The sequence below is a fragment of the Streptomyces solitudinis genome (assembly GCF_036323765.1).
Lineage (GTDB): Bacteria > Actinomycetota > Actinomycetes > Streptomycetales > Streptomycetaceae > Streptomyces.
In genome coordinates this window covers 197,904-224,470 of record NZ_JAZDCW010000005.1, presented here as the reverse complement: position 1 = coordinate 224,470, position 26,567 = coordinate 197,904, and the positions used below count along the sequence as shown (strand labels likewise).

Genomic DNA, 26,567 nt, shown 5'->3' with positions numbered 1-26,567 from the left:
GTCTAACGGTGACGCCGCACCTGGCATTCCAAGGCCGGGGCCCCGTCCGTCCCGGAACGCCGCGCCGTCCCCCCGGAACGACCCGCCGCGCCGGAACACCCCGCCGGGGCCTCGCCGGGCGCCGCCCCGGAACCCCGCCGCGGCCGCCCGCCGCGTGCCCTACCGGCTCGGGGCCGAGCGCCCCGGGGCCCCGGCGGCGCCCGGCGGTCCGGGGTTCGGGTGCCGTCCCAGCCAGCCGGCCAGCTTGCCGCCCCGCCCGACGGCGAGCAGCCGCTGCTCCGCGTGGTCGCGCACGGCGTCGGTGGCCACCACCAGCAACTCGTCCCCGCGCATCAGCACCGTCGTCGGCAGGGGCACGAAGCTCTTGCCGCCGCGCACGACGAGCGTCACCGCCGAGCCCTGCGGGAGCCGCAGCTCGCCCACCTCCACGCCGTGCATCCGGGACTGCGCCGGGATGGACACCGACAGCAGGTGGCCGCGCAGCCGCTCCAGCGGCGCCGACTCGATCTCGACGTCCGTCGCCCCGTCGCCGTCACCCAGCCGCAGCACCCGGGCGAGCCAGGGCAGCGTCGGCCCCTGGATGAGGGTGTAGACGACGACGAGCACGAAGACGATGTTGAAGATGCGGTCGCTCTGGCCGACACCGGCCACCATCGGGATGGTGGCCAGGACGATGGGCACCGCGCCGCGCAGACCCGCCCAGGACATCAGGACCTGCTCCCGCCAGGGCATGCGCAGCGGCGTCATGCAGGCGAGCACCGACAGCGGTCGGGCCACCACGGTGAGGGCCAGGCCGATGAGGATGGCGGGCCAGAAGTCGCGCAGCAGCGCGCTGGGCGTGACCAGCAGGCCCAGCAGCACGAACAGGCCGATCTGCGCGATCCACGCCACCCCGTCGGCGAAGCCGCGCACCGCCGGGCGGTGCGGCAGTCTGGCGTTGCCCAGGATGAGCCCGGTGATGTAGACGGCGAGGAAACCGCTGCCCTGGGCGAGCGCCCCGGCCGCGTACGACAGCACGCACAGCGCGAGCACCGCGATCGGGTAGAGGCCGGAGGAGGGCAGCGCGACGTGCCGCATCCCCCACTCGCCGAGCTTGCCCACCGCCAGCCCGGCGGCGAGGCCCACGACGAGCTGGAAGACGATCATCCCGATCAGCCGGTACCAGGGCATCGGGTCGGTGGCGAGCTGGGAGAAGGCGAGGACGAGGATGACCACGGGGGCGTCGTTGAACCCGGACTCGGCCTCCAGCATGCCGCTCAGCCTGCGCGGCAGCGGGACGCGGCGCAGCACCGAGAAGACGGCCGCCGCGTCGGTGGAGGAGACGACGGCGCCCAGGATGAGGGAGAGCTGCCAGCTCAGGCCGATGAGGAAGTGCGCCGCCGCGGCCGTGACGAAGACGCTGATGGCGACGCCCGCGGTCGCCAGGACCGCCGCGCCGGGGACGGCCGGCTTGATGTCCCGCCACTTCGTCGCGAGCCCGCCCTCGGCGAGGATCATCACCAGGGCGGCATAGCCGAGCACCTGCATCAGCGCGGGATCGCTGAAGTCCATGCCGAGGCCCTCCTCGCCCATGGCCACGCCGATCCCGAGGTAGATCAGCAGCGTCGGCAGTCCGCTGCGGGAGGAGAGCCGGACGGCGGCGACGGCCACCAGGAGGACGAGGGAGCAGGCGAGCAGGAGTTCGTTGAGGCGGTCGACAGTCAGGGGCCGTTCCTCTCCGTGGGGCGCCTCCCACCGGTCGCGCTCGTGCGCAAGACCCCGAGGGCGCTAAGGGTGCGTAAATATTCGTTTCCCAGCCTAACAATTTAACACCGCTCGGCGACGAGGGGGCTTCCCGCCGGAATTCCTACTGGCAGGTACCGGCAGGCGGCGGCCGTCGGCGGCGCCGCACCCGGACGGGAACCGGGCACTCCGCACAAGGCGTGACTCCCCGTACGGGCCGTCACCGGGGCCGCCTAGAGTTGCCCCAGCACAGCTCTTCCAGAACCCCTGGCTCCCCGAGTTCCACTCTGCCCGCGTAAGGACAGCGATGCCCGTCAAGAAACGGTCCCGGCGCACCCGCCTGCTCGTGATCACACTGGTGCTGCTGCTCCTCGCAGGGCTGGCCGGCGGGGCCTTCTGGACGGTGGGCACCGTCCGGGCCTCCTTCCCGCAGGCGACGGGCTCGGTCAAGCTCGAAGGCCTGGCCGGCACGGTGGAGGTGAAGCGGGACGCGCACGGCATCCCGCAGGTCTACGCCCGCAGCGCCGCCGACCTGTTCATGGCGCAGGGCTTCGTGCACGCGCAGGACCGCTTCTGGGAGATGGACGTGCGCCGCCACACCACGGCGGGCCGGCTGTCCGAGATGTTCGGCGAGGAGCAGGTGGAGAACGACGCCTTCCTGCGCACGCTCGGCTGGCACGACGTGGCCCAGGAGGAGTACGACACCGAGCTGTCGCAGCGCACGAAGGACCACCTCGACGCGTACGCGGCGGGCGTCAACGCCTACCTGGAGACGCGCAGCGGGGCGGAGCTGTCCGTGGAGTACGCGGCGCTCGGGCTGGTCAACGGCGGCTACGAGCCCGAGCCGTGGACGCCGGTGGACTCGGTCGCCTGGCTCAAGGCGATGGCCTGGGACCTGCGCGGCAACGTCCGGGACGAGATCGACCGCGCCCTGATGGCCGAGCGCCTCAGCCAGGAGCAGATCGAGGAGCTGTACCCGGACTACCCCTACGACCGCCACCGGCCCATCGTGACGGGCGGAGCCGTCGACTCCGCCACGGACGCCTTCGACCCCGGCGCCGAGCCCGCCCCGGACGCCGGTGACGGCACCGCGGACGGCGTGACGGACGGCGTCCAGGCGCAGCTCGCCGGGCTCTCCCGCACCCTCGACGGCCTCCCCGCGCTACTCGGCCCGAACGGCAGCGGGATCGGCTCCAACTCCTGGGTCGTCTCCGGCCGGTACACGACGAGCGGCAAGCCGCTGCTGGCCAACGACCCGCACCTGTCCCCGCAACTGCCGTCCGTCTGGTACCAGATGGGCCTGCACTGCGTGCAGGTGACGCAGGAGTGCCCCTACGACGTGTCCGGCTTCACCTTCTCCGGCATGCCCGGCGTCGTCATCGGCCACAACCAGGACATCTCCTGGGGCCTGACGAACCTCGGCGCCGACGTCACCGACCTCTACCTGGAGAAGATCGAGGACGGCCGCTACCTGTACGACGGCGAGCAGGTGCCCTACGAGACGCGCAAGGAGACGATCCGGGTCGCCGGCGCGCCGGACCGTGAGATCACCGTCCGCACGACCCGCAACGGCCCCCTGGTCTCCGACCGCAGCACCGAACTGGGCGGCGTCGGCGAGTCGGCCCCCGTCGACGGCCCCGCCCCCGACCGCGGCACCGGCTACGCCGTCTCGCTGCGCTGGACGGCGCTCACCCCCGGCAAGACGATGGACGCCGTCTTCGCCCTCAACAGCGCGAGCGACTTCACCGGCTTCCGGGCCGCCGCCCGCGACTTCGCCGTCCCCTCGCAGAACCTGATCTACGCCGACACCGCGGGCAACATCGGCTACCAGGCGCCCGGCCAGATCCCGGTGCGCGGCGAGGACGGCGGCGGCCACGACGGCCGCTACCCCGCGCCCGGCTGGGACCCGGCCTACCAGTGGAGCGGCTTCGTCCCGCAGACCGCGCTGCCCTACGAGTACAACCCCGAGCGCGGCTACATCGTCACCGCCAACCAGGCCGTCGTCGACCAGCGCACGTACCCGTACCTGCTGACCGATGACTGGAGCTACGGCACCCGCAGCCAGCGCATCAACGACCTCATCGAGTCGAAGACCAGGGACGGCGGCAAGATCTCCATGGCCGACATGGGGGCCATGCAGACCGACAGCAGCAACGAGATCGCCAAGGTCCTGGTGCCGTACCTGCTCAAGATCGACGTCGCGGACCCCTACGTCCGCGAGGCCCAGCAGCTCCTGGAGGGCTGGGACTACACGCAGGACGCGGACTCCGCGCCCGCCGCCTACTTCAACGGCGTCTGGCGCAACCTCCTCATGCTGGCCTTCGGCGACAAGCTCCCCAAGGAGCTGCGCGTGGAGGGACAGTGCCTGCGGGTGCGCCCGGCCGACGACTCCGGCCCGCTGGAGGACCTGGACGGCACCGCCCGCACCGTGCGCGAGTGCGGCCAGCGCAGCCCCGCCACCGCCCAGCCCGACGGCGGCGACCGCTGGTTCGAGGTGGTGCGCCGCCTGCTGGAGCAGCCCGACAGCCCGTGGTGGAAGGCGCCCGCCGACGGCCTGGAGACCCCGGCCGCCGAGGGCCGCGACGAGCTGCTGGCGCGCGCCATGAAGGACGCCCGCTGGGAGCTGACCACCAAGCTGGGCAAGAACATCGACACCTGGAGCTGGGGCCGCCTGCACCTGCTGCTGCTGCGCAACCAGACCCTCGGCACCGCGGGCCCCGGCCTGGTGCAGCGCATGCTCAACCGCGGGCCGTGGGAGCTGTCCGGCGGCAAGGACGCGGTCAACGCCACCGGCTGGAACGCGGCGGGCGGATACGGCGTCACCTGGGTGCCGTCCATGCGGATGGTGGTGAACCTGGAGGACTTCGACAAGTCCCGCTGGATCAACCTCACCGGCGCCTCCGGGCACGCCTACCACACGAACTACACCGACCAGATGGACCTGTGGGCGGACGGCGAACTGCTGCCCTGGGCCTACAGCCGGGCGGCGGTCGACGAGGCCGCCCAGGACACGATGGCGCTCACCCCGTAGCCGTCCCGCCGTGCGGACGCCGTCCCGTTTGGCTTGCGCCCGCACGGGGCTGCCCGCACGGCTGCCCGCGTCACCCCGCGGGCCGCCCCGCGGGGAAGCGCGTCACCCCGGATGGCGTGACGGCGGCGTGCACCGGCCGGTCGTGCGGCTCGGCGGGGACGCTGGTCAGCAGCTCGTGGTCGTACAGCAGCACGACGAGGGCCGGGTGCGCGCCGAAGGCGGCCAGCCGCGCCAGCACCCGGTCGTAGGAACCGCCGCCGCGCCCGAGGCGCAGTCCGGTCACGTCCACCGCGAGGCCGGGCAGCAGCACGGTGCCGGCCTCCGTCACCGCGTCCGGCCCCAGCCGCTCCCCGTCGGGCTCCCACAGGCCGCGCCCGGCCGCGCGCAGGTGCCCGGCCCCGCCGTAGGGCGCCCAGTCCAGGTCGTCGTCCGGCAGCAGGACGGGCAGCAGCACCCGCGTGCCGCGCTCGCGCAGCGCGTCCAGCAGCGCGCGCGCCCCCGGCTCGCGGCCGACCGGGACGTACGCGGCGACGGTGCCCGCGTCCGCCAGCTCCGGCAGCGCGAGGGCGCGCCGGGTGAGAGCGGCGGCGGCCTCCCGCGCGGCGTCCTCGGCCAGCCGGGCCCGCCGGCTGAGCAGGTCCCGGCGCAGGGCCCGCTTCCCGGCCGCGACGCCCTCCTGCGGCCCGCCCGTCGCCGCACGCACCGCCTCGGCGGGCGAGGCGGCGGCCGCGTCGCCCGTGTGGTGGGTTTGGTTCACGTGTCGTACACCGTCCGTCCGGTTCTCTGTCGCATCATCCGTCCGGCGGCATGGTGTCACCGGCCCGCGGACCACGTGCCGGGAGACCCTGTCCCCAGGGGCTTTTCGCTCCCCCCGTACGCGTACCACCAGCAGATAGGGTTTCCGGCATGACTTCGACACGTACCCGGATCAGCAAGGCGGTCATCCCGGCCGCCGGCCTCGGTACACGCTTCCTTCCCGCCACGAAGGCCACCCCCAAGGAAATGCTGCCGGTCGTGGACAAGCCCGCGATCCAGTACGTCGTCGAGGAAGCCGTCGCAGCGGGCCTCTCGGACGTCCTCATGGTCACCGGACGCAACAAGCGCCCGCTGGAGGACCACTTCGACCGCAACCACGAGCTGGAGCAGGCGCTGCGCCGCAAGGGCGACGACGACCGCCTGGAGCGCGTGCAGGAGTCCAGCGCCCTGGCGAACATCCACTACGTCCGCCAGGGCGACCCGAAGGGGCTCGGGCACGCGGTGCTCTGCGCCGCCCCGCATGTCGGCGACCAGCCCTTCGCCGTCCTCCTCGGCGACGACCTGATCGACCCGCGCGACCCGCTGCTCACCCGGATGACGCAGATCCGGGAGGAGCGCGGCGGCAGCGTCGTCGCGCTGATGGAGGTCGAGCCCGCCAGCATCCACCTGTACGGCTGCGCCGCCGTCGCCCCGGCCGGGGACGAGGACGTCGTCAAGGTGCTCGACCTCGTCGAGAAGCCCGACACCGCCGACGCCCCGAGCAACCTCGCCATCATCGGCCGCTACCTCCTCGACCCGGCCGTCTTCGACGTGCTCGCCCGCACCGAACCCGGACGCGGCGGCGAGATCCAGCTCACCGACGCCCTCCAGACGCTCGCCGCCGACCGCTCGCTGGGCGGCCCCGTCCACGGCGTCGTCTTCCGCGGCCGCCGCTACGACACCGGCGACCGCGGCGACTACCTGCGCGCTATCGTCCGCCTCGCCTGCGAGCGCGAGGACCTCGGCCCGGAGTTCCGCGCCTGGCTGCGGGAGTTCGTGCGCGAGGAGATGCGAGCCGACACCGCGGGCACCGACGGTGGCGGCCCCGGCGGCTCCCGGCCCGGCCTCGAACCGGTGATGCAGGGGGCTGCGGGACTGTGAGCGGCCTCTGGTCCGTCGACGACCACCTGGCGGACGTGCTCGACGCCGTCCGCCCGCTGGAGCCCATCGAACTGCAACTGCTGGAGGCCCAGGGCTGCGTCCTCGTCGAGGACGTGACGGTGCCCGCCGCCCTGCCGCCGTTCGACAACAGCTCCATGGACGGTTACGCCGTCCGCACCGCAGATGTGGAAGGCGCCGGCGCCGAGTACCCGGCCGTGCTGGCCGTCGTCGGCGACGTCGCCGCGGGCAGCGGCGAGCTGCCCACCGTCGCACCGGGCCAGGCCGCCCGCATCATGACCGGGGCGCCGCTGCCGCCCGGCGCGGAGGCCGTCGTGCCCGTGGAGTGGACGGACGGCGGGACCGGCGGCGGCCCCGCCGAGGCCATGGCGGCCCACGCCGCCGACCCCTCGGGCTCCGGCGGCGAGGTCCGCGTCCACCGGCCGGTCCGGGCCGGGCAGTACGTGCGCACCCGCGGCAGCGACGTGGCGGCGGGCACGGTCGCCCTGCGGGCGGGCACCGTGCTCGGGCCGCCGCAGCTCGGACTGCTCGCCGCCATCGGACGCGGCACGGTTCCGGTGCGGCCCCGGCCGCGGGTCGTCGTCCTGTCCACCGGCAGCGAACTCGTCGCGCCGGGGGAGGAGCTGCGCCGGGGGGCGATCCACGACTCCAACAGCTACGTGCTCACCGCCGCCGCGCGGGACGCGGGCGGCCTGCCCTACCGCGTGGGTGCCGTCGCCGACGACGCCGACGCCCTGCGCGCCGCCATCGAGGACCAGCTCGTGCGCGCCGACGTGATCGTCACCAGCGGCGGCGTCAGCGTGGGCGCCTACGACGTGGTCAAGGAGGCGCTGAGCAGCATCGGCACCGCCCCCGGCGACGACCTCGTGGCCTGGGGGCGCGGCGTGGAGTTCCGCCGTCTGGCCATGCAGCCGGGCAAGCCGCAGGGCTTCGGGCTCATCGGCGCCGACCGTGTCCCGCTGCTCGCGCTGCCCGGCAACCCCGTCAGCGCCTACGTGTCCTTCGAGCTGTTCGTCCGGCCCGTCATCCGCACGCTCATGGGCGCGCCGGACGTGCACCGCCCCCGGGTGCGGGCGCGGCTGGCCACGGCGGCGCCGCTCACGTCGCCGGAGGGCAAGCGGCAGTTCCTCCGCGCGGCCTACACCCCGCCGGACGGGACGGACGCGTCGGACGAGACGGGTGCGGGTGCGGGTGCGGCGGGCGTGCCGGTCGGGACGGGCACCGTCCGTCCGGTCGGCGGCGCCGGTTCCCACCTCATCGCCGCGCTGGCCCAGGCGGACGCGCTCGCCGTCATCCCGGAGACGGTCACGGAGGCGGCGGACGGCGACGAGCTGGAGGTCGTCCTCCTGGGCTGAGCGCCGGGCCGTGCGGGAGCGCCGGGCCGTGCGGGGAGTACCGGCCGCGCGGGGAGTGCCGGCCGCGCGGGGAGTGCCGGTCGTCGCCCGCCCGGTGTCCGCTGCCGGTACGGTATCTGGTCATGAACAGCCAGCAGCACCTCACGCACCTCGACGCGTCCGGAGCGGCCCGGATGGTCGACGTCTCGGGCAAGGACGTCACCGCGCGCACCGCTCGGGCCAGCGGGCGGGTGCTCGTCTCTCCGCGCGTCGTCGCGTTGCTGCGCGGGGCCGACGGGGGGCTGCCCAAGGGGGACGCCCTGGCCACCGCCCGCATCGCCGGGATCATGGGCGCCAAGCGGACGCCCGAGCTGATCCCCCTGTGCCACCCGCTGTCCGTCTCCGGCGTGGACGTCGAGCTGAACGTCGCCGACGACGCCGTGGAGCTGGCCGCGACGGTGCGCACCACCGACCGCACCGGTGTGGAGATGGAGGCGCTGACAGCCGTCTCCGTCGCCGCCCTGACCGTCGTGGACATGGTCAAGGCCGTCGACAAGGGTGCCGTGATCACCGACGTGCGCGTCGAGGAGAAGACGGGCGGCGCGTCCGGCACTTGGAGCCGGTCGTGACCGCGCCCCCGGCGCGGGCGGGGCGCGCCCTGGCGGTCACCGTGTCCAACCGGGCCTCCGCCGGCGTCTACGCCGACACCGGGGGGCCGCTGCTTGTGGAGGGGCTGCGCGCGATGGGCTTCGAGACGGACGGGCCCCGCGTCGTCCCCGACGGCGAGCCGGTCGAGGAGGTGCTGCGGACGGCGGCCGCCTCCGGCTACGACGCCGTCCTCACCACCGGCGGCACCGGGCTCACCCCCATGGACCTCACCCCCGAGATGACCCGCCGGGTGCTGGACTACGAGGTGCCCGGCATCCCCGAGGCCATCCGCGCCGCGGGCCTGGCGAAGGTGCCCACCGCCGCCCTCTCGCGCGGCCTGGCCGGCGTCGCCGGACACACCCTGATCGTCAACCTCCCCGGTTCGCGGGGCGGGGTGAAGGACGGCCTCGCCGTCCTCGCCGGGCTCCTGCCGCACGCTGTCGACCAGCTCCGCGGCGGCGACCACTCCAGAGAGGACTCCCACTGAACGCCGTCTGGCCGGTGGAACTGGCGGACGGCGACGTGACCCTCCGCCCCATAAGAATGCGCGACCAGCGGGCGTGGCGCGAGGTGAACCAGCGCAACCGTGCCTGGCTGCGGCCCTGGGAGGCCACCGTCCCGCCCGCGCCGCCCGGGCACGTGCCGCCGCAGCGGCCCACGTACCGGCAGATGGTCCGGCACCTGCGCAGCGAGGCGCAGGCCGGGCGCATGCTGCCGTTCGTCATCGAACTGCGCGGCCAGCTCGCCGGGCAGCTGACCGTCGCCGGGATCACCTGGGGCTCGATGTGCTCCGCCCACATCGGCTACTGGGTCGACCAGTCGGTCGCCGGACGCGGCGTCACCCCGACGGCGGTCGCGCTCGCCGTGGACCACTGCTTCCGCACTGTCGGGCTGCACCGCATCGAGGTCTGCATCCGCCCGGAGAACGCCCCCAGCCGGCGGGTCGTGGAGAAGCTCGGCTTCCGGGAGGAGGGGCTGCGCCCGCGCTACCTGCACATCGACGGCGCCTGGCGCGACCACCTCGTCTACGCGCTCACCGTCGAGGAGGTGCCCGAAAGCCTGCTCGTGCGCTGGCACCGGTCCAGCCGCAGCGAGCCCCAGAAATGAACTACCGGGAATTCGATCATACTTTCGAATTCCCGGATGCTTTTCCCTCCGCCTCGTGATCAATTGCACACATATCCGGTCTGACCTGGTCGGTAATCGCCGAAAATCTTTGAGAGAGCAGACAGATCGCGCGACACACCGCCTCAATTGGCCGATGCTCCGCATGAAACCCCTCTACCGTGTGAGACGTGAGCAGCAGCGGCCTCATCTACGCAGTCATCGTCGGGGCCTGGGCCGCCTACCTGGTGCCGATGTGGCTCCGCCGCCAGGACGAACTGAACGACGCCCGGCCGACGGAACGCTTCACCACCGCCATCCGGATGCTGACCGGACGAGCGGCGGCAGAGCGGCGCCAGGCCAAGGAACGCGGCACCGGGGACGCCCCGGCGGACGAGCAGCCGGACGGCGGGCACGACCCCGACCCCCGGCCCGTCGCCGACTCCGCGCCCCTTCCGCCGCAGGAACGGGCCGCCCGCGCGCAGGTCCTCGCCCGCCGCCGCCGCACGACGATGGTCCTCTTCCTCGCCTTCACCCTCGGCGCCGTACTCGCCGCCGTGGCCGGTCTGCGCTACCTGTGGGCCCCGGCCATCCCCGCCCTGCTGCTCACGGCCTACGTCCTCTACCTGCGCACCCACGAACGCCGCCGCTACGCCGTCCGGCTGGACCAGCACCGCGCCGAGGCCGCCGCCCGCCAGCTCCACGACCGCCGCCGCGCCGTCGCCCCCACCGCCGTGGATCCGGGCGCCCGCCCCACGCCCGCCCCGGAACCCGCCACCCCGCCGCCCACCCCCGCCCCGACCCCCAGCGACGACCGCCGGGCCCTGGTGGAGGAGACCGACCACGCCGAGTGGGTGGACCAGCAGCGCGAGCGCCGGAGCTCCGGCGAGACGGACGGCTGGGACCCGGTCCCCGTCCCGCTGCCCACCTACGTCAACGCCCCGGTCGCCCCCCGCAGCGCCTCCGGCGTGGACCTCGGCGCGCCGGACACCTGGAGCTCGGCCCGCTCCGCCACCGCGGAGCCCACCCCGCCCCCGACCCCGGCCGCGGCTCCGGCCCCGGCCCCGGCTCCGGCCCCGGCTCGCCCCCGCGGCCGCACGCCCCTCTTCGACCAGTACGCCGACGAGGACCGCCCCCGCGCCGCCAACGAGTGACGCCCGCGAATTTTCGCCCGTCCCACCTGGGGTGCTACAGTTTCACCCGTCGCAAGGGCCTGTGGCGCAGTTGGTAGCGCACCTCGTTCGCAACGAGGGGGTCAGGGGTTCGAATCCCCTCAGGTCCACCGCACGTGGCCGTTCATGGGTTAGCTCAGGAACGGTTCACGAGATCCCGATCAGACGGTCACCGTCGGATCGGGATCTCGTCGTTTCAGGCGTGATTAGTACGCAAGTCTGCCCAACGGCTCGCTGGAGCACCCGGCGCTGGACCAGCCTGGTCCGCGCGGACCTGCCGGACGGTGTCCGCGCCCGGCTCGACCCGCGCCGCTTCGACACCATCGTCGCCAACCTGGTCGGCAACGCGCTGCGGCACGGCGGAGGCGTCGACGGCCAGGACGGTCGCGGCGCTCTTCGCCGGCCCGCTCGAGAACGAACGGGAGGCGGTGTCCGGGTTCACCCGGGTGGGGGGTTTGGAACGGGTTCCGGGGCACGGGGAGCGGGGGGCGCTCCTAGGGTGCCGGGCATGGTGAGTGCCGATGACGTCGTCGCACGGGTGCAGGCCGAACTGCGGGACGAGCTGCGGGTGCGGGTCCGCGCGTCCCTGTCCGCGCAGCCCCGGGACTGGCTGGTGGAGGAGCTGCTCGCCCGCGTGCTGCGGGAGCCCGCACGGGCGGCTGACCCGCCCGCCGAGCCCGAGGAGGAACGGGCGGCGCGGCGGGAGCGGATCAGGGCGTGGAAGCTCGACACCGACCGGCTGGCCGCCTGCGTCACCCGGTTCCGCGCCTGGGACCGCGCCCGGCTGGAGGCGGAGGGTCACCTGGACGGGGCGCCGGAGAAGGGCGGGCGGCTCATCACCGCGGAGCACCGCTCACCGGCCGGTGAGGCGCTGCTGCGCGAGGCCAAGGACCTCCTGTACGCGCTGCTGTTCGGTGACGCCGGGACGGGCGTGCAGCTCGAACGGGTCGAGCGCGAGCTGCTCACGCTGACCCTGCCGCGTCCCAAGGCGCACGCGGTGGCCTTCGTGCTCCAGGCGGCCACCGAGATCGGCGCCGTGGGCACCTGGCGCGACCCGCAGGGACAGGCCCACGACGAGCGGGCCCCGAACGTGCTGGTGCAGGTCGAGTACGGCGAGGTGGCCGGGGAGCTGGTCGGCAACGGCATCGCCGCCGCCCTGCGGCTGATCAACCACCTGGAGGTCAACGAGCAGGTGCTCTACGCCCGCATGGAGAACGTCGAGGAGAGCACCCTGGAGTGAGCCGGGAGCGAGCCGTCGGGGCGCAGGGGCTTGGCGAAGCAGCGGCTGTCGGGCTCCTCGCGGTAGCAGCCGAACTTGCCGCACGGCTCGTAGCCCGAGGAGCGGTAGAGGGCGATGGCCTCGGGCTGCTTGATGCCGGTCTCCAGGACCATCCGGACGCGTCCGGCCGCGCGGGCGCTGTCCTCCAGCCGGGCCAGGATGGTGCGGGCCAGGCCCCGGCCCCGGGCGTCCCGGACGACGAACATGCGCTTGACCTCGGCGTCGCCGTCCGCGTAGCCCTCGCCGTCGCGGTCCATCGCCCGCCACCCGCCGGTCGCCACGGGCCGCTCCGCGTCGTCGTACGCGAGCAGGTACAGGCCGCGCGGCGGCTCGAACATCTCCGGGGCGAGCGGCGTGACGTCGCCTTCGCTCGCGTAGCGCTCGGCGTACTCCTGCTGGACCTCGGCGTCGAGCTTCACCGCGTCGGGGTGGTCGTAGGGTATGGGGATGATCTGCATGGCGGCATCGTATGTAAGGTGCGGGCATGCTGAAGGTCTCGACGGTGAACGTCAACGGCCTGCGGGCTGCCGCGGGCAAGGGTTATGTGCCCTGGCTGGCCGGGTGCGAGGCGGACGTCGTGTGCCTCCAGGAGGTGCGTGCCTTGCCGGAGCAGCTGTCCGGCGCCGTGCGGGCCCCGGAGGGCTGGTACGCCCAGTGGGCGCCGGCGGCGGCGAAGGGCCGGTCTGGTGTGGCACTTCTCACCCGCCGGGAGCCGGAGGCCGTGCGGACCGGCTTCGGGGTGAGCGAGTTCGACGCCGCCGGGCGGTACCTGGAGGTGGACCTGCCGGGTGTGACGGTGGGCAGCCTCTACCTGCCCTCCGGTGAGGTGGGCACCGAGCGGCAGGCGGAGAAGGAACGGTTCATGGCCGCGTTCCTGCCGTACCTGAAGGAGCTGCGGGAGCGCGCGGCGGCGCAGGGCCGCGAGGCACTGGTGTGCGGCGACTGGAACATCGCCCACCGGGAGGCCGACCTGCGCAACTGGCGGGGCAACCGCAAGAACTCCGGCTTCCTGCCGGAGGAGCGGGCGTGGCTGGACCGCGTCCTCGACCCGGCCGACGGCGGTTTCACGGACGTCGTCCGGCAGCAGCACCCGGACCAGGACGGGCCGTACTCGTGGTGGTCCTACCGGGGCCGGGCCTTCGACAACGACAGCGGCTGGCGCATCGACCTGCTCGCCGCGACGCCGGGCCTGGCGGCGCGCTGCGTCAAGGCGTACGTGGAGCGGGCGGCCAGCCACGCGGAACGCTGGTCCGACCACGCGCCCGTCACCGCCGTCTTCGGGCAGGCGTGATGGCATGGCCGCTCCGGTGACGCTCCGGCTGCGGGTGCTGACGGCGGACGACTGGGAGCTGTGGCGGGCCGTCCGGCTCGCCGCGCTCGCGGAGGCGCCGTACGCGTTCGGTTCGCGTCTCGCGGACTGGCAGGGCGCGGGCGACCGGGAGGAGCGCTGGCGGGCCCGCCTGTCGCTCCCCGGCGCCCTCGACCTGCTCGCCGTGCTGGACGGGGAACCGGTGGGCCAGGCCAGCGGCGTGCCGGACGAGGAGGGCCGCGTCGTGCGGCTGCTCTCGGTGTGGGCCGGACCCCGGGCGCGCGGTCTGGGCGTCGGTGACGCGCTCGTCGGCGAGGTGGAGCGGTGGGCGCGGCACGCGGGGGCGCGCACGCTGGAGCTGGCCGTCAGCCCCGGCAACGGGCACGCCCGCGCGCTCTACCGCCGCCACGGGTTCGTGGACACCGGACGGCTGGGCGAGGAGGTGCCTGGCGGTGGACGGGAGCAGGTCTGGGTGAAGGAGCTGTCCGCGCCGCCCGCGCGGTGACGGCCGTCCCCTGCACGACGGCGGCGCCCCCGGGTGCTGTCCGCCAGGGCGTGCCCGCCGGGCCAGCCGCCGGACCCCGCCCGGTGGTGGCACCGGGCGGGGACGGCGACGGTGGCTCAGGTGCCGGGCTTGCGGCCCCAGACGTGCACGTCGTCGCCGTTCTTCAGCAGCGACCAGTACTTCTTCGCGTCGGCGTCGCGCATGTTCACGCAGCCGTGCGAACCGGGCGGCGACCACACGCTGCCCTTGATCGAGTGGAACGCGATGCCGCCGTCGAAGAACTGGCTGTAGGGCATGGCGACGTCGTAGAGCGTCGACCAGTGGTTCTTGTTCCGCCAGTAGATCTTCTTCGCGCCGGTGCGCGTCTCGTAGCGGTCGCGCCCGGTGCGGACGGGTACCGGCCCGTAGACGAGCTTCCGGCCGTCCTGAACCCAGCTGAGCTGCCGGGTCAGGTCGACGCACGCGATGCGGCCCTTGTTGACCGGGCACTTCCCGGCCTTGTTCGGCGTCTTGCCCGCGGCCTTCTGCTGGTTCATCAGCGACATGACGCCCCAGGTGATGGGCCCGGCGTAGCCGGCGTTCGGGGCTATGCCGTGCCGGGTCTGGAACGACTGGATCGCCCGGCAGTCGCTCAGCGACTGCTTCCCGTCGGCGGTGCGCTTCAGGAACCGTTCGACCTGCTTCTGGTACGGGCCGGTGCTGACGTTGCACCACGGCGCGGCCTGCGCCGGTGCGGCGGTCACGACGACGCCGAGGGGTGCCGCGACGGCGACGGCGGCCACCACCGCTCCGAGTCTGCGGCGCCGTACGGTGCGTGGTGCCATGGGTGCTCCCCTCCCTGGTGCGCGGTTCCGGCCGTCGCCGGAGAAGGCCGCGCGGAGTCAGACGACTCACCGGGTGTGATGGTTGCGGTGCTGCGGCCGTGCCCGCAAGGGCGCACCGGCGCGCACGGTGTCAGCCGGGGACGGCCGGACCGTCCGCCGGTCCGCTGTCCGAACTGCCGTCCGGGCTGTTCGCCGGGCGGCTGGTGAGCCACGCCTCGACCTCCGTGCGGACGCGGCGGTCCAGCGCCATGGCCAGTTCCGCGTCCACGACCTGCTTGGCGTAGGGGCGCAGCTGGTCCACGGACTCGGCGATCTGCCCGGCCGGCCGCTCCCCGGTGAGCAGGTGGGTGCTGATGACGTCCGCGAAGACGGTGGCGATGGCCTCGACGTGGCTGCGCACCTCGCGGGCGGCGTCCAGCACGGCCGCCAGCGGGATGCCCTCGCGCACCAGGGCGGCCGAGGCGTCCAGCAGCCGGCGGCTCACGTGGACGAGTTCGTCGCCGTCCACGGCCAGGTAACCGAGTTCGATGGTGCCGGACAGGTTCTCCGGGGTGTCCTCCCCGGGGAAGTGGCCGGCCAGTTCCTCGGGGGTGAGGCGGACGGGGGTCTCCTCGGAGAACGGCGGGGTGACGGCCTGGCCCAGGCCCAGCAGTTCGGCGGCGCTGTGCGAGTCGCGGCCCTTCTCGAAGGCGGTGAGCAGGTCGGCTATGCCGCCGAGGGTGTGACCGCGGGCGAGCAGGCCGCCGATGGTGTGCAGCCGGGCGAGGTGGTGCTCGGTGTACCAGGCGATGCGGCCTTCGCGGCGGGGCGGGGGCAGGAGCCTGCGCTCCCGGTAGAAGCGCAGGGTGCGTGTGGTGATCCCGGCGGCCTCCGCCAGTTCGGCCGCGCGGTACTCGCGCTGCGGCGCGGGCGCTCCGGCGGCGGCCCGCGCCGCGGCGGCGTCCGGCACTCCGGCGGCGTCCGGCGCCGGGGAGGCGCCGGGCTGGTCGTCCTGTTCGTCAGAGATCCCCACCCGGCCAGCCTAGGTCCTGATGTCCCGGGAGCCTTGTGCTCCCGGTTCCGGAGCCCGCGGGGCGTTCGGTGCAACCAGCGGTAACTTTTCCCGGCTCACCCCCTACCCATCAGTACGGAGCTGCCCTACGCTTCGATCGTGCCAGTGATTACTGGCACGATCAGCGGAGTACGGACCGGGAGGGCGCGGCATGGCCGAGCGCGAGCACGAGCACGTACGGGTGGCGGTGATCGGAAGCGGATTCGGTGGCCTGGGGGCCGCCGTACGGCTGCGGCGCGCGGGGATCACGGATTTCGTGGTGCTGGAGCGCCGCGAGGCGGTCGGCGGCACGTGGCACGACAACACCTATCCCGGGTGTGCGTGCGACGTGCCGTCCCACCTCTACAGCTTCTCCTTCGCCCCCAACCCCGACTGGCCCCGGAGCTTCTCCGGGCAGGCGCACATCCGGGCGTACCTGGAGAAGGTCGCCGACGACTTCGGGCTGCGCCCGCACATCCGCTTCCGCCACGAGGTGCAGCAGGCCACCTGGGACAGCGAGGAACTGCACTGGGTCGTGGAGACCTCGCAGGGCACCCTCACCGCCGACCTGGTCGTCTCGGCGACCGGCCCGCTCTCCGACCCGAAGATCCCGGACGTGCCCGGGCTCGACGGCTTCGAGGGCAAGGTCTTCCACTCCGCGCAGTGGGACCACGACTACGACCTGCGCGGCAAGCGCGTCGCCATGATCGGCACCGGCGCGTCCGCGATCCAGATCGTGCCCGCCATCCAGCCCACCGTCGGACGGCTCACCCTCTTCCAGCGCACCCCCGCGTGGGTGCTGCCCCGGGTGGACCGGAGGATCACCGGCGCCGAGCGGTGGCTGCACAGCAAGCTGCCCGTCACCCGCTACCTGCGCCGCCAGATCCTGTGGGGCATCCGGGAGTTGCAGGTCAGCGCCTTCACCAAGCGGCCCGGTGAGCTGGGCGTGGTGGAGAAGCTGGCCTCGGCGCACCTCCGGCGGGCCGTCAAGGACCCGCACACCCGCGCGCAGCTCACGCCCGACTACCGCATCGGCTGCAAGCGCATCCTGCTGTCCAACTCCTACTACCCGGCGCTCGCGCAGGACAACGTGGACCTCGTGGCGTCCGGGCTGAAGGAGGTGCGGGGCAACACCCTCGTGGCCGCCGACGGCACGGAGGCCGAGGTGGACGCCGTCGTCTTCGGCACCGGCTTCCTCGTCACGGACATGCCGATCGCCCACCGGGTCAAGGGGGCGAACGGGACGACGCTGGCCGAGGAGTGGACCGGCGGCATGGAGGCGCTGCGCGGCGCCAGCGCGGCCGGCTTCCCCAACTTCCTGACGATCATCGGCCCCAACACCGGGCTCGGCAACAGCTCGATGATCCTCATCATCGAGGCCCAGCTGAACTACCTGATCGACTACCTGCGGCAGCTCGACACCCTCGGCGGCAAGGTCGCGCTGGACGCCCGCCGCAGCGCCGTGCACGCCTGGAGCCAGCAGGTGCAGGAGCGGATGAAGCGCACCGTGTGGAACACCGGCGGCTGCGACAGCTGGTACCTGGACGCGAACGGGCGCAACACCACCGTGTGGCCCGGCACCACCGCCGAGTTCCGCAAGGTCACCCGCGAGGTGCGGCTCGACGAGTACGAGGTGCTGCGCGGCGCGTCCCACCGGCCCGGCGCGGCCGGCGCACCGGCCGCGTCCGCCGTGCGGGAGGCCACCGCATGAGCCGCCCGACGCGCGTCCCCACCGGGCGGTTCGCCCCGCCCGCCCCCGTCCGCGAGCTGACGGCCGTCTCCGCGACCGGGGCCCGCATACACGTCGAGACCCACGGCCCGCAGGACGGGCCGCCGGTGGTCCTGGCCCACGGCTGGACGTGCTCCACCGTGTTCTGGGCGCCGGTCATACGCCGCCTCACCGCCGAGGGGCACCGCGTCGTCGCCTACGACCAGCGCGGCCACGGACGCTCCCCGGCCACGCCCGGCCGCTACGGCGTCCAGGGGCTCGCCGACGACCTGTGCGCGGTGCTCGACACCGTCCTGGACGAGGACGAGCGGGCCGTCATAGGCGGGCACTCCATGGGCGGCATGACGGTCATGGCCGCCGCCGGGCGGCCCGCGCTGCGGCGGCACGCCGCCGCCGTGCTGCTGTGCAGCACCGGCGCGCAACGGCTGTCCGGGCAGGCGCGGGTGATACCGCTGCGTTCGGAGCGCACGCGGGCGGCGGCCCACAAGCTGCTGCTCGGCTCGCCCTTGCCGCTCGGGCCGGTCTCCGCCCTCTCCCGGCGCGCCCTGGCCTACGCCACGATGGGCCCCGGCGCCCCGGCGGACGCCGTCGAGGCGTGCGCGCGGATCGTGCACGCCTGTCCCCGGCTCGTCCGGTCCGCCTGGGGCGGGGTGCTGCACGCCCTGGACGTGGTCCGGCAGCTCCCGGAGCTGACCGTGCCCACCGCCGTCCTGGCCGGTACCCGTGACCGGCTCACCCCGGTCGCGCACGCCAGGGAACTGGCCGCCGCGCTGCCGGACTGCGTCGCGCTGCACGAACTGCCCGGTCTCGGGCACATGACGCCGATGGAGGACCCGGAGACGGTCGCGGACGTGCTGCGCGCCCTGGCCCGGGACCACCTGCCGGGCGGGGCGGGCGACGCGGGCTCCGGCGCGCGGGGAACGAAGACGACCGAGTTCGAGGAGACGGCATGAAGCGCTGGAATCTGGAGGGCCAGGTCGCCGTGGTGACCGGCGGGGCCCGCGGCGTGGGCGAGCTGCTCGCCCGCAAGCTCGCGGCGCGCGGCGCGAACATCGCCCTCGTCGGGCTGGAACCGGACGAGCTGAAGAAGGTCAGCGAGGCGCTGCCGACGGACTCGGCGTACTGGCACGCCGACGTCACCGACCACGTGGCGATGGCGCGGGTGGCCGACGAGGTCCGGCAGCGGTTCGGCAAGGCGGACGTCGTGGTGGCCAACGCCGGGGTGGCGGCCGGCGGGCCGTTCACGGAGTCCGACCCGGTCGCGTGGCGGCGGGTCATCGAGGTCAACCTCATCGGCGGAGCCGTCACGGCGCGGGCGTTCCTGCCGCTGCTGCTGGAGTCGCGCGGCTACTTCCTCCAGGTGGCCTCGCTCGCGGCGATCACCCCGGCGCCGATGATGTCGGCGTACTGCGCCTCGAAGTCCGGTGTCGAGGCGTTCGCGCACAGCCTGCGCGCCGAGGTCGGCTACAAGGGGGTGCGGGTCGGTGTCGGCTACCTGAGCTGGACCGACACGGACATGGTGCGCGGTGCCGACCGGGACGACGTCCTGCGGGACCTGCGCGCGGCGCTGCCCTGGCCGTCCAACAAGACGTATCCGCTGGGCCCGGCCGTGGACCGCCTTGTGGCGGGCATCGAGCGGCGCGGGCACCACGTGTACGGGCAGTGGTGGCTGCGGGGCATGCAGACGGTCCGCGGCTACCTGCCGTCGGTGATCGGCGTGGTGGGGGCCGGGGAGATGCGGAAGGCGGAACCGAAGCTGGCCGCCTCCCGGGGCACCCGCGGCACGGGACTCGTCGGCGCGGGCGGCGCGGCGGACGAGCGCGAACGGCTGTGAGACGGCGCGGCGGTGCGCGCCCCGGCCGGGGCGCGCACCGCCGTCATCGCGAAGGGCGGGCCGCCGCCCTCACGCGCCCCAGCGCTCGTCGTCGTTCAGGCGCTCCTGGTCCTCGCGCATGTGCTCGCGCAGACGGTCGCCGGGCGAGGACTCCTGCTGGCCGCGCTGCTGGTCGGAGGGGTTCCCGGCGTTGCGGGTGGCCTCGTCGACCTTCTGCCGGGCCCGGTCCTTCGCATCGCCCTCGTCGTGTCGCACGCCCATGACGCACCTCTTTCCTCGTCGACGTCCGGTCGCCCGTGCGGGTACCCCGCGCGGGCGCGGGCATGCGGCTCAGGCCGTGCGGGGTGGCAGCGGCGGGCGCCGGCGGTCGGGGACGTCCCCGTAGCCGGGGGCCGTCCGGGCGGGGTGGCGTTCCAGCAGGTCGAGCGCCGTGCGCACCGCCCGGCTCAGCACCGTGTAGCGGCCCTCGGCCCAGTCGAGCGGGGTGCGCAGGGCCTCGATGTCCGGGTCCACCCCGTGGTTCTCCACGTCCCAGCCGTACGCCTCGAACCAGGCCGCGTTCATCGGCACCGTGATGACCGTGCCGTCGCCGAGCTGGTGCCGTCCGGTCATGCCGACGACGCCGCCCCACGTGCGGGCGCCCACCACGGGGCCGAGCCCCAGCAGCCGGAAGGCGGCGGTGATCATGTCGCCGTCCGACGACGTCGCCTCGTCGGCCAGGGCCACCACCGGTCCGCGCGGCGCGTTGGAGGTGTAGGAGACGGGCTGCGCGTGGCGGGTGAGGTCCCAGCCGAGGATCGTGCGGGTGAGGCTCTCCACGACGAGTTCGCTGATGTGGCCGCCCGCGTTGCCGCGCACGTCCACGATGAGCGCCGGGCGCGACACCTCCATCCGCAGGTCGCGGTGGAACTGGGCCCAGCCGGAGCCGCCCATGTCGGGGATGTGCAGGTAGCCGCACCGGCCGCCGCTCAGCTCCCGGACGACCGCGCGCCGCCTGGCCACCCAGTCCTGGTACCGCAGGGGCCGCTCGTCCACGAGCGGGACGACCGCCACCCGGCGGGCCGGGCCCGTGCCGTCGGGGGAGCGGAAGGTCAGCTCGACCGTGGTGCCGCCCGCCCCCGCCAGCAGCGGGTAGGGGCCGCGGTCCGGGTCCACGGCGCGGCCGTCCACGTGGGTGAGGAGCGCGCCGTCCCGGATGCCGGAACCGGCCAGCGGCGAACGGGCCCGGGAGTCGGAGGACTCACCGGGCAGGATGCGGGTGACCTGCCACGCCCCGGACGCCGTGCGGGCCAGGTTCGCCCCGAGCAGCCCGATGGGGCGCTGGTAGTGCGGCGGCCCCTCGTTGCGGCGCGCCGCGGAGACGTAGGCGTGGGAGGTGCCCAGCTCGCCCATGACCTCCCGCAGCAGGTCGGCGAACTCGTCCGGCGAGGCCACCCGCTCCACCAGCGGCCGGTACTGCTCCAGCACCGCGTCCCAGTCGATGCCGCACATGCCCGGCTCCCAGAAGTAGGCCCGGACGATGCGGCCCGCCTCCGCGTACGCCTGCCGCCACTGCGCGGGCGGGTGCACCTCGTGCGGGACGCGGCGGAGGTCGATCCAGACGGTCGAGTCGCTGTCCGCGCTCTCGCCCGCCGGGACGGCGCGCAGGTCGCCGTCGTCGTTGATCACCATGCGCGTGCCGTCGCCGCTCACCGCGAACCAGTCCACCTCCGCGCTCAGCTCGGTGCGCTTGGCGCGGGCCGGGTCGAAGTGCTCCAGGGTGGGCTTGCCGGAGGTGTCGGCCGGGTTGGCGAACGTCTCGCCGAGCGCGCCGGAGATCGGGTAGCGCAGCCAGACGAGCCCGCCGCCGGCCACCGGGTGCAGCGCCGCGTACTTCGAGGCCGTCACCGGGAACGGGGTGACGCGGCTGGCCAGCCCCTCGGCTTCCACGGTGACGGCGCGGTCGCCGTCGGGGCCGTCCGGCAGCTCCTCCGGGTCGAGGCCGCCCGCCGCCGGGCGGCCCTCCGGGTTGAGGGCGAAGGGGGACGGCGTCGCGGAGGACAGCGGGACGAGGTGGGGGCGGCAGCCGAGCGGGAAGGACAGGTCGCCGGTGTGCACGTCGTAGACGGGGTCGAAGCCGCGCCAGGACAGGAACGCCAGGTAGCGCCCGTCCCGGGTGAACACCGGCTGCTCGTCCTCGAACCGGCCGTCGGTGACGTCGATGACCGTGCCGTCGGCGAGCCGGACGACGCGGATCTGGCGCAGGGTGCGTCCGACGCCCGGGTGGGACCAGGCCAGCCACTGGGAGTCGGGGGAGAAGGCGAGGTCCCGCACCGGACCGTTGCCGGAGCGGATCAGCTCCTGCGGGACGGCACCCCCGCCGTCCGCCGTGCCGTCCCCGTCGTCCTCCTCCGGTGCCGCCGTGTCCAGCAGCAGGAGGCGCCCGTCGTGCGTGGCGACCGCGAGCCGCTCCCCGTCGGGGGAGGCGACCAGCTCGTGGACCCGGCCCAGTTTCCCGGCCGCGAGCCGTCGCGGGTCCCGGCCGCCGCTGGCCCGGGGCAGGTGGGCGATCTCGACGGCGTCCTCGCCCGCCGCGTCGGTGACGTAGGCGACGCGGCCCGTGGCGCCGAGCATCTCCGGCAGCCGCACCCGCACTCCGGGGGTGGCGGCCAGGACGCGCGCCGGGCCGTCCCGGTGGGTGAGCCAGTACAGCCCGCCGCCCACGCACACGGCGCTGGCCCGCCCGGTGACGTCCACGGCCAGGGCGTCCAGGTGCGCGGCGGCCGGTGCCTGGTAGCCGCGCCGCCCGGTGCGCGGGCCGCACAGCCGGACCGGCAGCCTCCGGGGGACGGCGGCGGGGGACAGGTCGTCCACGAGCCACAGCTCCCCGGCGCACTGGTAGACGATCCGGGAGCCGTCGGTGGAGGCGTTGCGGGCGTAGAAGTCGGCGTGGTCGGTGTGGCGGCGCAGCCCGGAGCCGTCCGGGCGGCAGGAGTAGACGTTGGCCGTGCCCTCGTGGTCGGAGAGGAAGGCGACCCGCCAGGCGGGCCGCCCGTCCGCCTGTTCCGCAGCGCGGTCCCGGACGAGCATCGGGCAGTCCAGGTGCCCGGGCAGGTCCGGCAGGAGGCGTTCGCCGTGCAGCCACAGCCGCCCCGTGGCCCCGCCCCGGTAGCGTTTCCAGGCGGCCGGTTCGTGCGGCGGCTTGCCCGTCAGCAGCAGGGTGCGCCGTTCGCTGCCGGGGTGGCCGCCCAGGTCGGCGACGGCGACGTCCGCGCACGGCCCCCACGGCAGCGTCCCGCCGGGGCTGCCGTCCAGCGGCAGCCGGTGGGCCCAGGCGAAGTAGGAGAACGGCTGCCCGTGCGAGGCGACGGCCAGGATGTCGCCCTCCGGCGTCCAGCCGCAGACGCGGGTGTCGGTGGCACCCCAGTACGTCAGCCGCCGGGCGGGCCCGCCGGACGCCTCGACGAGGTGCACCTCCGGATCGAGGCTGCGCCACGAGGTGAACGCGATGTGCCGGCCGTCGGGGGAGAAGCGCGGCGGTCCGACGCGGGTGCGGTCCACGGTCAGCCGCCGGGCGCGGTCCGGTTCGGTGCCGCCGGGGGCGAGGGGGGCCGCCCACAGGTCGTCCTCGGCGGTGAAGCACAGCAGGTCACCGTGGAGGTGCGGGAAGCGGAGGTACGCGGCGTCGTCACTCACCCCTCTCATGGTTCGTCGGCGCGGTCGCGGGGGCAAGTCCTGCCGCCGCGGGGTTGACGCGGGTGGCGGCCGGAGCCGGCGGCCGGCGGCGCGGACGCGGGGGCGGGGGGGCGTGCGGGGACGTGGCGGGGTGGTGCGCCGTTCCGCGTCCCGCTGTGATGTGCGCCTCACCGCGCGGGAGCGGACACCTCCCGGGGGGTCCCGGGCGTCTTGATTGTCAGAGGCTGTCACTTTCACCGCTGTACTGATCCGCGCTGATCCACACGTGATCCGCCTCGATCCGCACCGATCCATCAGACAGACCGGAGCAATCACCCCCGTGGCCACCTTCCTGTACAAACTCGGCCGGCTCGCCTTCCGGCGGCGCGGCATCGTCGCCCTGCTGTGGGTGGTGGTGCTGTTCGCCGTCGGGGCCGCCGCGTCCACCGCCTCCACACCTCCCGACGACGACTTCGCCCTCCCCGGCACCGAGGCCCAGCACGCCTTCGACCTGATGGAGGAGCGCTTCCCCGGCGGCGCCGCCGACGGTGCGCAGGCGCGCATCGTGTTCCGGGCACCGGACGGTCAGAAGATCACCGCAGAGGAGAACGCCGCCGCCGTCGAGAAGGTGCTCGGCGAACTCGCGCCCGGCGGCGACTCGCAGGTCGCCCAGGTCGTGCCGCCCGCCGTGGAGGCGGGCTCGGTCAGCCAGGACCAGCAGATCGGCTACGCGCAGGTCACGTACGCGGAACCGGCCATGGAGCTGACCGACGAGAGCCGCGAGGAGCTGCGGGCGGCGGCCGAGACCGGCCGCGACGCGGGCCTGACCGTGGAGGTCGGGGGTGACGCGCTGTTCACCGAGCCCGACATGGGCCACGGCGAGATCATCGGCATCGGCGTCGCCGCGATCGTCCTCATCCTCACCTTCGGCTCGCTCGTCGCCGCCGGACTGCCGTTGATCACCGCCCTGATCGGCGTCGGCGTCGGCATGGCGGGCATCACCGCGCTCGGCGCGACGCTCGGCCTGTCGGCCACGACCGGCACCCTGGCGATGATGATCGGCCTGGCCGTCGGCATCGACTACGCCCTGTTCATCGCCTCCCGCTACCGCTCCGAACTGGCGGAGGGCCGGGACCGCGAGGAGGCCATCGGACGGGCCGTGGGCACGGCGGGCTCGGCCGTCGTGTTCGCCGGGCTCACCGTCGTCATCGCCCTGGCCGGGCTGGCGGTCGTGAACATCCCGATCCTGACGAAGATGGGTTTCGCGGCGGCGGCCACGGTCGTCATCGCGGTGCTCGTGGCCCTGACCCTCGTCCCGGCCGCGCTCGGCCTGGTCGGCAAGCGGATCTACGGGCGCAAGGTGCGCCAGGCCAACCCGGGGACCGGCGTCCCGCTGCGCACCGCCGACACCAAGCCGGGCCTGGGCAGCCGCTGGGCCGGGTTCACCCTGCGCCGTCCGGTGACCGTGCTGCTGGTGTCCGTCCTCGGGCTCGGCGCGCTGGCCCTGCCCGTCTCCTCGATGACGCTGGGCCTGCCCGACGAGGGCAACCAGCCGACGTCCACGACGCAGCGGCGCGCCTACGACCTGGTGGCCGAGGGCTTCGGCCCCGGGTTCAACGGGCCGCTCGTGGTCGTGGTGGACCTCGCGGACGCGGCGGACGGCGGCGGCCCGCAGGCCGTCGCGGAGCGGGTCAGGGAGACGGTGGCCGGCACGGACGGTGTCGTGACCGTCTCGCCGGCGCAGCTCAACGAGGCGGGCGACGCCGCGATGATGTCGGCGATACCCGAGTCCCGGCCGAGCAGCCCCGAGACCGAGGACGTGGTGCAGGACATCCGCGAGGGCACCCGGGACGTCGAGTCCGAGACCGGCGCCGCGGTGCTCGTCTCCGGCGCGACCGCCATCGCCATCGACTTCTCGCAGGTGATGAACGACGCGCTCGTGCCCTACCTGGCGCTCGTCGTCGGCCTGGCGTTCGTGCTGCTGCTGATGGTGTTCCGCTCGGTGCTGGTGCCGCTGAAGGCCGCGCTCGGCTTCCTGCTGTCGGTGCTGGCCGCGCTGGGCTCGGTCGTCGCCGTCTTCCAGTGGGGCTGGCTCGCGGGGCTCATCGGCGTGGAGCAGACCGGGCCGATCATGTCGATGATGCCGATCTTCCTGATCGGTGTGATCTTCGGCCTGGCGATGGACTACGAGGTCTTCCTCGTCACCCGGATGCGGGAGGCGTACGTGCACGGCGAGCGGCCCGGCCAGGCCATCGTCACCGGCTTCCAGCTCGGCGCGCGGGTCGTCACGGCCGCGGCGGTCATCATGATCAGCGTCTTCGCGGGCTTCATCGGCGCCGGCGACTCCATGATCAAGATGATGGGCTTCGGCCTGGCCGTCGCCATCCTCTTCGACGCGTTCGTCGTGCGCATGGCCATCGTCCCCGCCGTGCTCGCCCTGCTGGGCGACAAGGCGTGGTGGCTGCCGGGGTGGCTGGACCGGGTGCTGCCGAACGTGGACGTCGAGGGGGAGAAGCTCCAGCGCCACCTCAACGCGTCGGCCGCGGAAGCGGACCGGACGGCCGAACGGGAGCCGAGCACGGTGTGACGCGGCGCCCCCGGACGGGGGCGGCCCTCTTCGGCCCGGAGGGGCCCGGCGGTGACGCCGGGCCCCTCCGGTGCGTCCGGGGCCCGCCCCGGGCTCCCGGGGGACGCGGAATCAGTCAGACGGGCCCGAGGAGGGCCGTCAGGGTGCCGTCCAGGTCGAGCCGGTTCGTCTCCTCGGCGGCGGGGACGAAGGCGTAGGTGGCGGCGAGGAACCGGTGCAGGTCCTCCGTGGCCAGCTCCACCAGGGCCGTGCCCTCCGGGGCCTTCAGCTCCAGCACCGTGCGCCCCGGACGGCTGGGCCAGAACCGCACGTCGCCCAGCCCGGCGGGACCGCGCAGCGCCTCGTCCAGCAGCGCGCGGGCGAACAGCCACGTCACCTCGGCACCGTCGAGGGCGGCCTCGGCGGGGAAGACGATCCGCAGCGCCAGCGGGTCGGAACTGTCGTAGCGCAGGGTGGCCGGCACCGGGCGGCTGCCGGGCCGGGCGATCAGTCTGGCCTGCACGGTGTGGTCGATGGTGAGGGGGGTCGGGGGCGGGGTGGGCGGCATCCTCTGTCTCCTTCGCGGGCCTTGCCCGTCACCTCGTAAGACACCGGAACGAGTCGTTCGGTCACCGCACCGGGGGTGTGAGCTGACCCACATCTCACGCCGTGTGCCGGCCCGTGCGCTCTTGCGACCGGTTCGCAACAGGTGCCTATCATCGGGTGGTCGCACGGCGATCGACGGGCTGTCGGGACGACCGGCGCTCCGGGCGGTGCCCGGGCCGGCCGACGCCACGGCCCCCAGTGGCCGGGCACACCGGACGCCTCGTCGCCCGGCGTCGGGGGGCGCCGGGCGCGCGGGGCCGCCCGGGAGGCCGGGACGGCCGGGTGCACGCCCGCCCGCCGCCGTCC

22 protein-coding genes and 1 tRNA gene are annotated in these 26,567 nt (G+C 74.4%); 15 read left to right on the top strand and 8 right to left on the bottom strand.

Annotated elements, in window-relative coordinates; translation table 11 throughout:
- Positions 1–159: 159 nt before the first annotated feature.
- On the bottom strand, positions 160–1,704 hold the full coding sequence (locus tag V1J52_RS15105; RefSeq protein WP_330140577.1) for a potassium/proton antiporter: 1,545 nt from the start codon (positions 1,702–1,704) through the stop codon (positions 160–162).
- 325 nt (positions 1,705–2,029) lie between these two features.
- Between V1J52_RS15105 and V1J52_RS15100 the strand changes: the two genes are divergently transcribed.
- Positions 2,030–4,753 carry a penicillin acylase family protein gene (locus V1J52_RS15100; RefSeq protein ID WP_330140308.1) on the top strand — a complete coding sequence of 908 codons (2,724 nt, stop codon included), beginning with the start codon at positions 2,030–2,032 and terminating at the stop codon, positions 4,751–4,753.
- A 70-nt stretch (positions 4,754–4,823) separates the two neighbouring features.
- On the opposite strand, the gene V1J52_RS15095 is transcribed toward V1J52_RS15100, so the two are convergent.
- Entirely contained in the window at positions 4,824–5,456 is a 633-nt protein-coding gene (locus V1J52_RS15095) for a 5-formyltetrahydrofolate cyclo-ligase (RefSeq protein ID WP_330140576.1), read from the bottom strand.
- A 203-nt stretch (positions 5,457–5,659) separates the two neighbouring features.
- Here V1J52_RS15095 and galU point away from each other — a divergent pair, with 203 nt between their 5' ends.
- The 8 genes from galU (at position 5,660) to V1J52_RS15055 (ending at position 12,165) form a co-directional block, all read left to right on the top strand.
- On the top strand, positions 5,660–6,649 hold the full coding sequence (gene galU / locus V1J52_RS15090) for a UTP--glucose-1-phosphate uridylyltransferase GalU (RefSeq protein WP_330140307.1): 990 nt from the start codon (positions 5,660–5,662) through the stop codon (positions 6,647–6,649).
- A complete protein-coding gene (glp, locus tag V1J52_RS15085) occupies positions 6,646–8,022 on the top strand; it encodes a molybdotransferase-like divisome protein Glp (protein ID WP_330140306.1) in 1,377 nt (458 codons plus the stop codon). Before galU ends, glp begins: the two co-directional genes overlap by 4 nt.
- Before the next feature lie 122 nt (positions 8,023–8,144).
- A complete protein-coding gene (gene moaC / locus V1J52_RS15080) occupies positions 8,145–8,630 on the top strand; it encodes a cyclic pyranopterin monophosphate synthase MoaC (RefSeq protein WP_330140305.1) in 486 nt (161 codons plus the stop codon).
- On the top strand, positions 8,627–9,136 hold the full coding sequence (locus tag V1J52_RS15075; RefSeq protein ID WP_330140304.1) for a MogA/MoaB family molybdenum cofactor biosynthesis protein: 510 nt from the start codon (positions 8,627–8,629) through the stop codon (positions 9,134–9,136). Before moaC ends, V1J52_RS15075 begins: the two co-directional genes overlap by 4 nt.
- Positions 9,133–9,756, top strand: coding sequence for a GNAT family N-acetyltransferase (locus tag V1J52_RS15070; protein ID WP_330140575.1), 624 nt, complete (start codon positions 9,133–9,135; stop codon positions 9,754–9,756). The genes V1J52_RS15075 and V1J52_RS15070 overlap by 4 nt, the downstream gene beginning before the upstream one ends.
- A gap of 188 nt (positions 9,757–9,944) precedes the next feature.
- On the top strand, positions 9,945–10,907 hold the full coding sequence (gene sepX, locus V1J52_RS15065; protein WP_330140303.1) for a divisome protein SepX/GlpR: 963 nt from the start codon (positions 9,945–9,947) through the stop codon (positions 10,905–10,907).
- Positions 10,908–10,962: 55 nt separating this feature from the next.
- Positions 10,963–11,035, top strand: a tRNA-Ala gene (locus V1J52_RS15060).
- Between the two features lie 398 nt (positions 11,036–11,433).
- Positions 11,434–12,165, top strand: coding sequence for a hypothetical protein (locus tag V1J52_RS15055; RefSeq protein ID WP_330140302.1), 732 nt, complete (start codon positions 11,434–11,436; stop codon positions 12,163–12,165).
- Here V1J52_RS15055 and V1J52_RS15050 read toward each other — a convergent pair.
- A complete protein-coding gene (locus V1J52_RS15050; protein ID WP_330140301.1) occupies positions 12,123–12,662 on the bottom strand; it encodes a GNAT family N-acetyltransferase in 540 nt (179 codons plus the stop codon). The two genes, V1J52_RS15055 and V1J52_RS15050, sit on opposite strands and share 43 nt — an antisense overlap.
- A gap of 26 nt (positions 12,663–12,688) precedes the next feature.
- On the opposite strand from V1J52_RS15050, the gene V1J52_RS15045 reads away from it, so the two are divergent.
- The gene (locus tag V1J52_RS15045) at positions 12,689–13,495 is read left to right on the top strand and encodes an exodeoxyribonuclease III (RefSeq protein WP_330140300.1); all 807 of its coding nucleotides are present in this window, start codon (positions 12,689–12,691) and stop codon (positions 13,493–13,495) included.
- Positions 13,496–13,499: 4 nt separating this feature from the next.
- Positions 13,500–14,018, top strand: coding sequence for a GNAT family N-acetyltransferase (locus tag V1J52_RS15040; protein WP_330140299.1), 519 nt, complete (start codon positions 13,500–13,502; stop codon positions 14,016–14,018).
- 116 nt (positions 14,019–14,134) lie between these two features.
- Here the strand turns inward: V1J52_RS15040 and V1J52_RS15035 are convergent, their stop codons facing one another.
- Both V1J52_RS15035 and V1J52_RS15030 read right to left on the bottom strand, forming a co-directional pair.
- Positions 14,135–14,842, bottom strand: coding sequence for a L,D-transpeptidase (locus V1J52_RS15035; protein ID WP_330140298.1), 708 nt, complete (start codon positions 14,840–14,842; stop codon positions 14,135–14,137).
- Positions 14,843–14,972: 130 nt separating this feature from the next.
- A complete protein-coding gene (locus V1J52_RS15030) occupies positions 14,973–15,854 on the bottom strand; it encodes a MerR family transcriptional regulator (RefSeq protein WP_443075827.1) in 882 nt (293 codons plus the stop codon).
- A gap of 190 nt (positions 15,855–16,044) precedes the next feature.
- On the opposite strand from V1J52_RS15030, the gene V1J52_RS15025 reads away from it, so the two are divergent.
- The 3 genes from V1J52_RS15025 to V1J52_RS15015 are packed head-to-tail and all read left to right on the top strand — an operon-like array spanning position 16,045 to position 19,435.
- Positions 16,045–17,583 (top strand): flavin-containing monooxygenase, encoded by a 1,539-nt coding sequence (locus V1J52_RS15025; protein ID WP_330140297.1) that lies wholly within the window; start codon positions 16,045–16,047, stop codon positions 17,581–17,583.
- Positions 17,580–18,554 (top strand): alpha/beta fold hydrolase, encoded by a 975-nt coding sequence (locus tag V1J52_RS15020; RefSeq protein WP_330140296.1) that lies wholly within the window; start codon positions 17,580–17,582, stop codon positions 18,552–18,554. The genes V1J52_RS15025 and V1J52_RS15020 overlap by 4 nt, the downstream gene beginning before the upstream one ends.
- Positions 18,551–19,435 carry an SDR family oxidoreductase gene (locus tag V1J52_RS15015; protein WP_330140295.1) on the top strand — a complete coding sequence of 295 codons (885 nt, stop codon included), beginning with the start codon at positions 18,551–18,553 and terminating at the stop codon, positions 19,433–19,435. The genes V1J52_RS15020 and V1J52_RS15015 overlap by 4 nt, the downstream gene beginning before the upstream one ends.
- 69 nt (positions 19,436–19,504) lie before the next feature.
- On the opposite strand, the gene V1J52_RS15010 is transcribed toward V1J52_RS15015, so the two are convergent.
- Both V1J52_RS15010 and V1J52_RS15005 read right to left on the bottom strand, forming a co-directional pair.
- Complete coding sequence (locus V1J52_RS15010; protein ID WP_330140294.1) at positions 19,505–19,696, bottom strand: hypothetical protein; 192 nt, start codon at positions 19,694–19,696, stop codon at positions 19,505–19,507.
- A gap of 69 nt (positions 19,697–19,765) precedes the next feature.
- Entirely contained in the window at positions 19,766–23,119 is a 3,354-nt protein-coding gene (locus tag V1J52_RS15005; protein ID WP_330140293.1) for a S41 family peptidase, read from the bottom strand.
- A 310-nt stretch (positions 23,120–23,429) separates the two neighbouring features.
- Here V1J52_RS15005 and V1J52_RS15000 point away from each other — a divergent pair, with 310 nt between their 5' ends.
- Positions 23,430–25,676 (top strand): MMPL family transporter, encoded by a 2,247-nt coding sequence (locus V1J52_RS15000; RefSeq protein WP_330140292.1) that lies wholly within the window; start codon positions 23,430–23,432, stop codon positions 25,674–25,676.
- A gap of 115 nt (positions 25,677–25,791) precedes the next feature.
- Here V1J52_RS15000 and V1J52_RS14995 read toward each other — a convergent pair whose 3' ends face one another.
- Entirely contained in the window at positions 25,792–26,223 is a 432-nt protein-coding gene (locus tag V1J52_RS14995; RefSeq protein ID WP_330140291.1) for an SsgA family sporulation/cell division regulator, read from the bottom strand.
- Positions 26,224–26,567 lie beyond the last annotated feature (344 nt).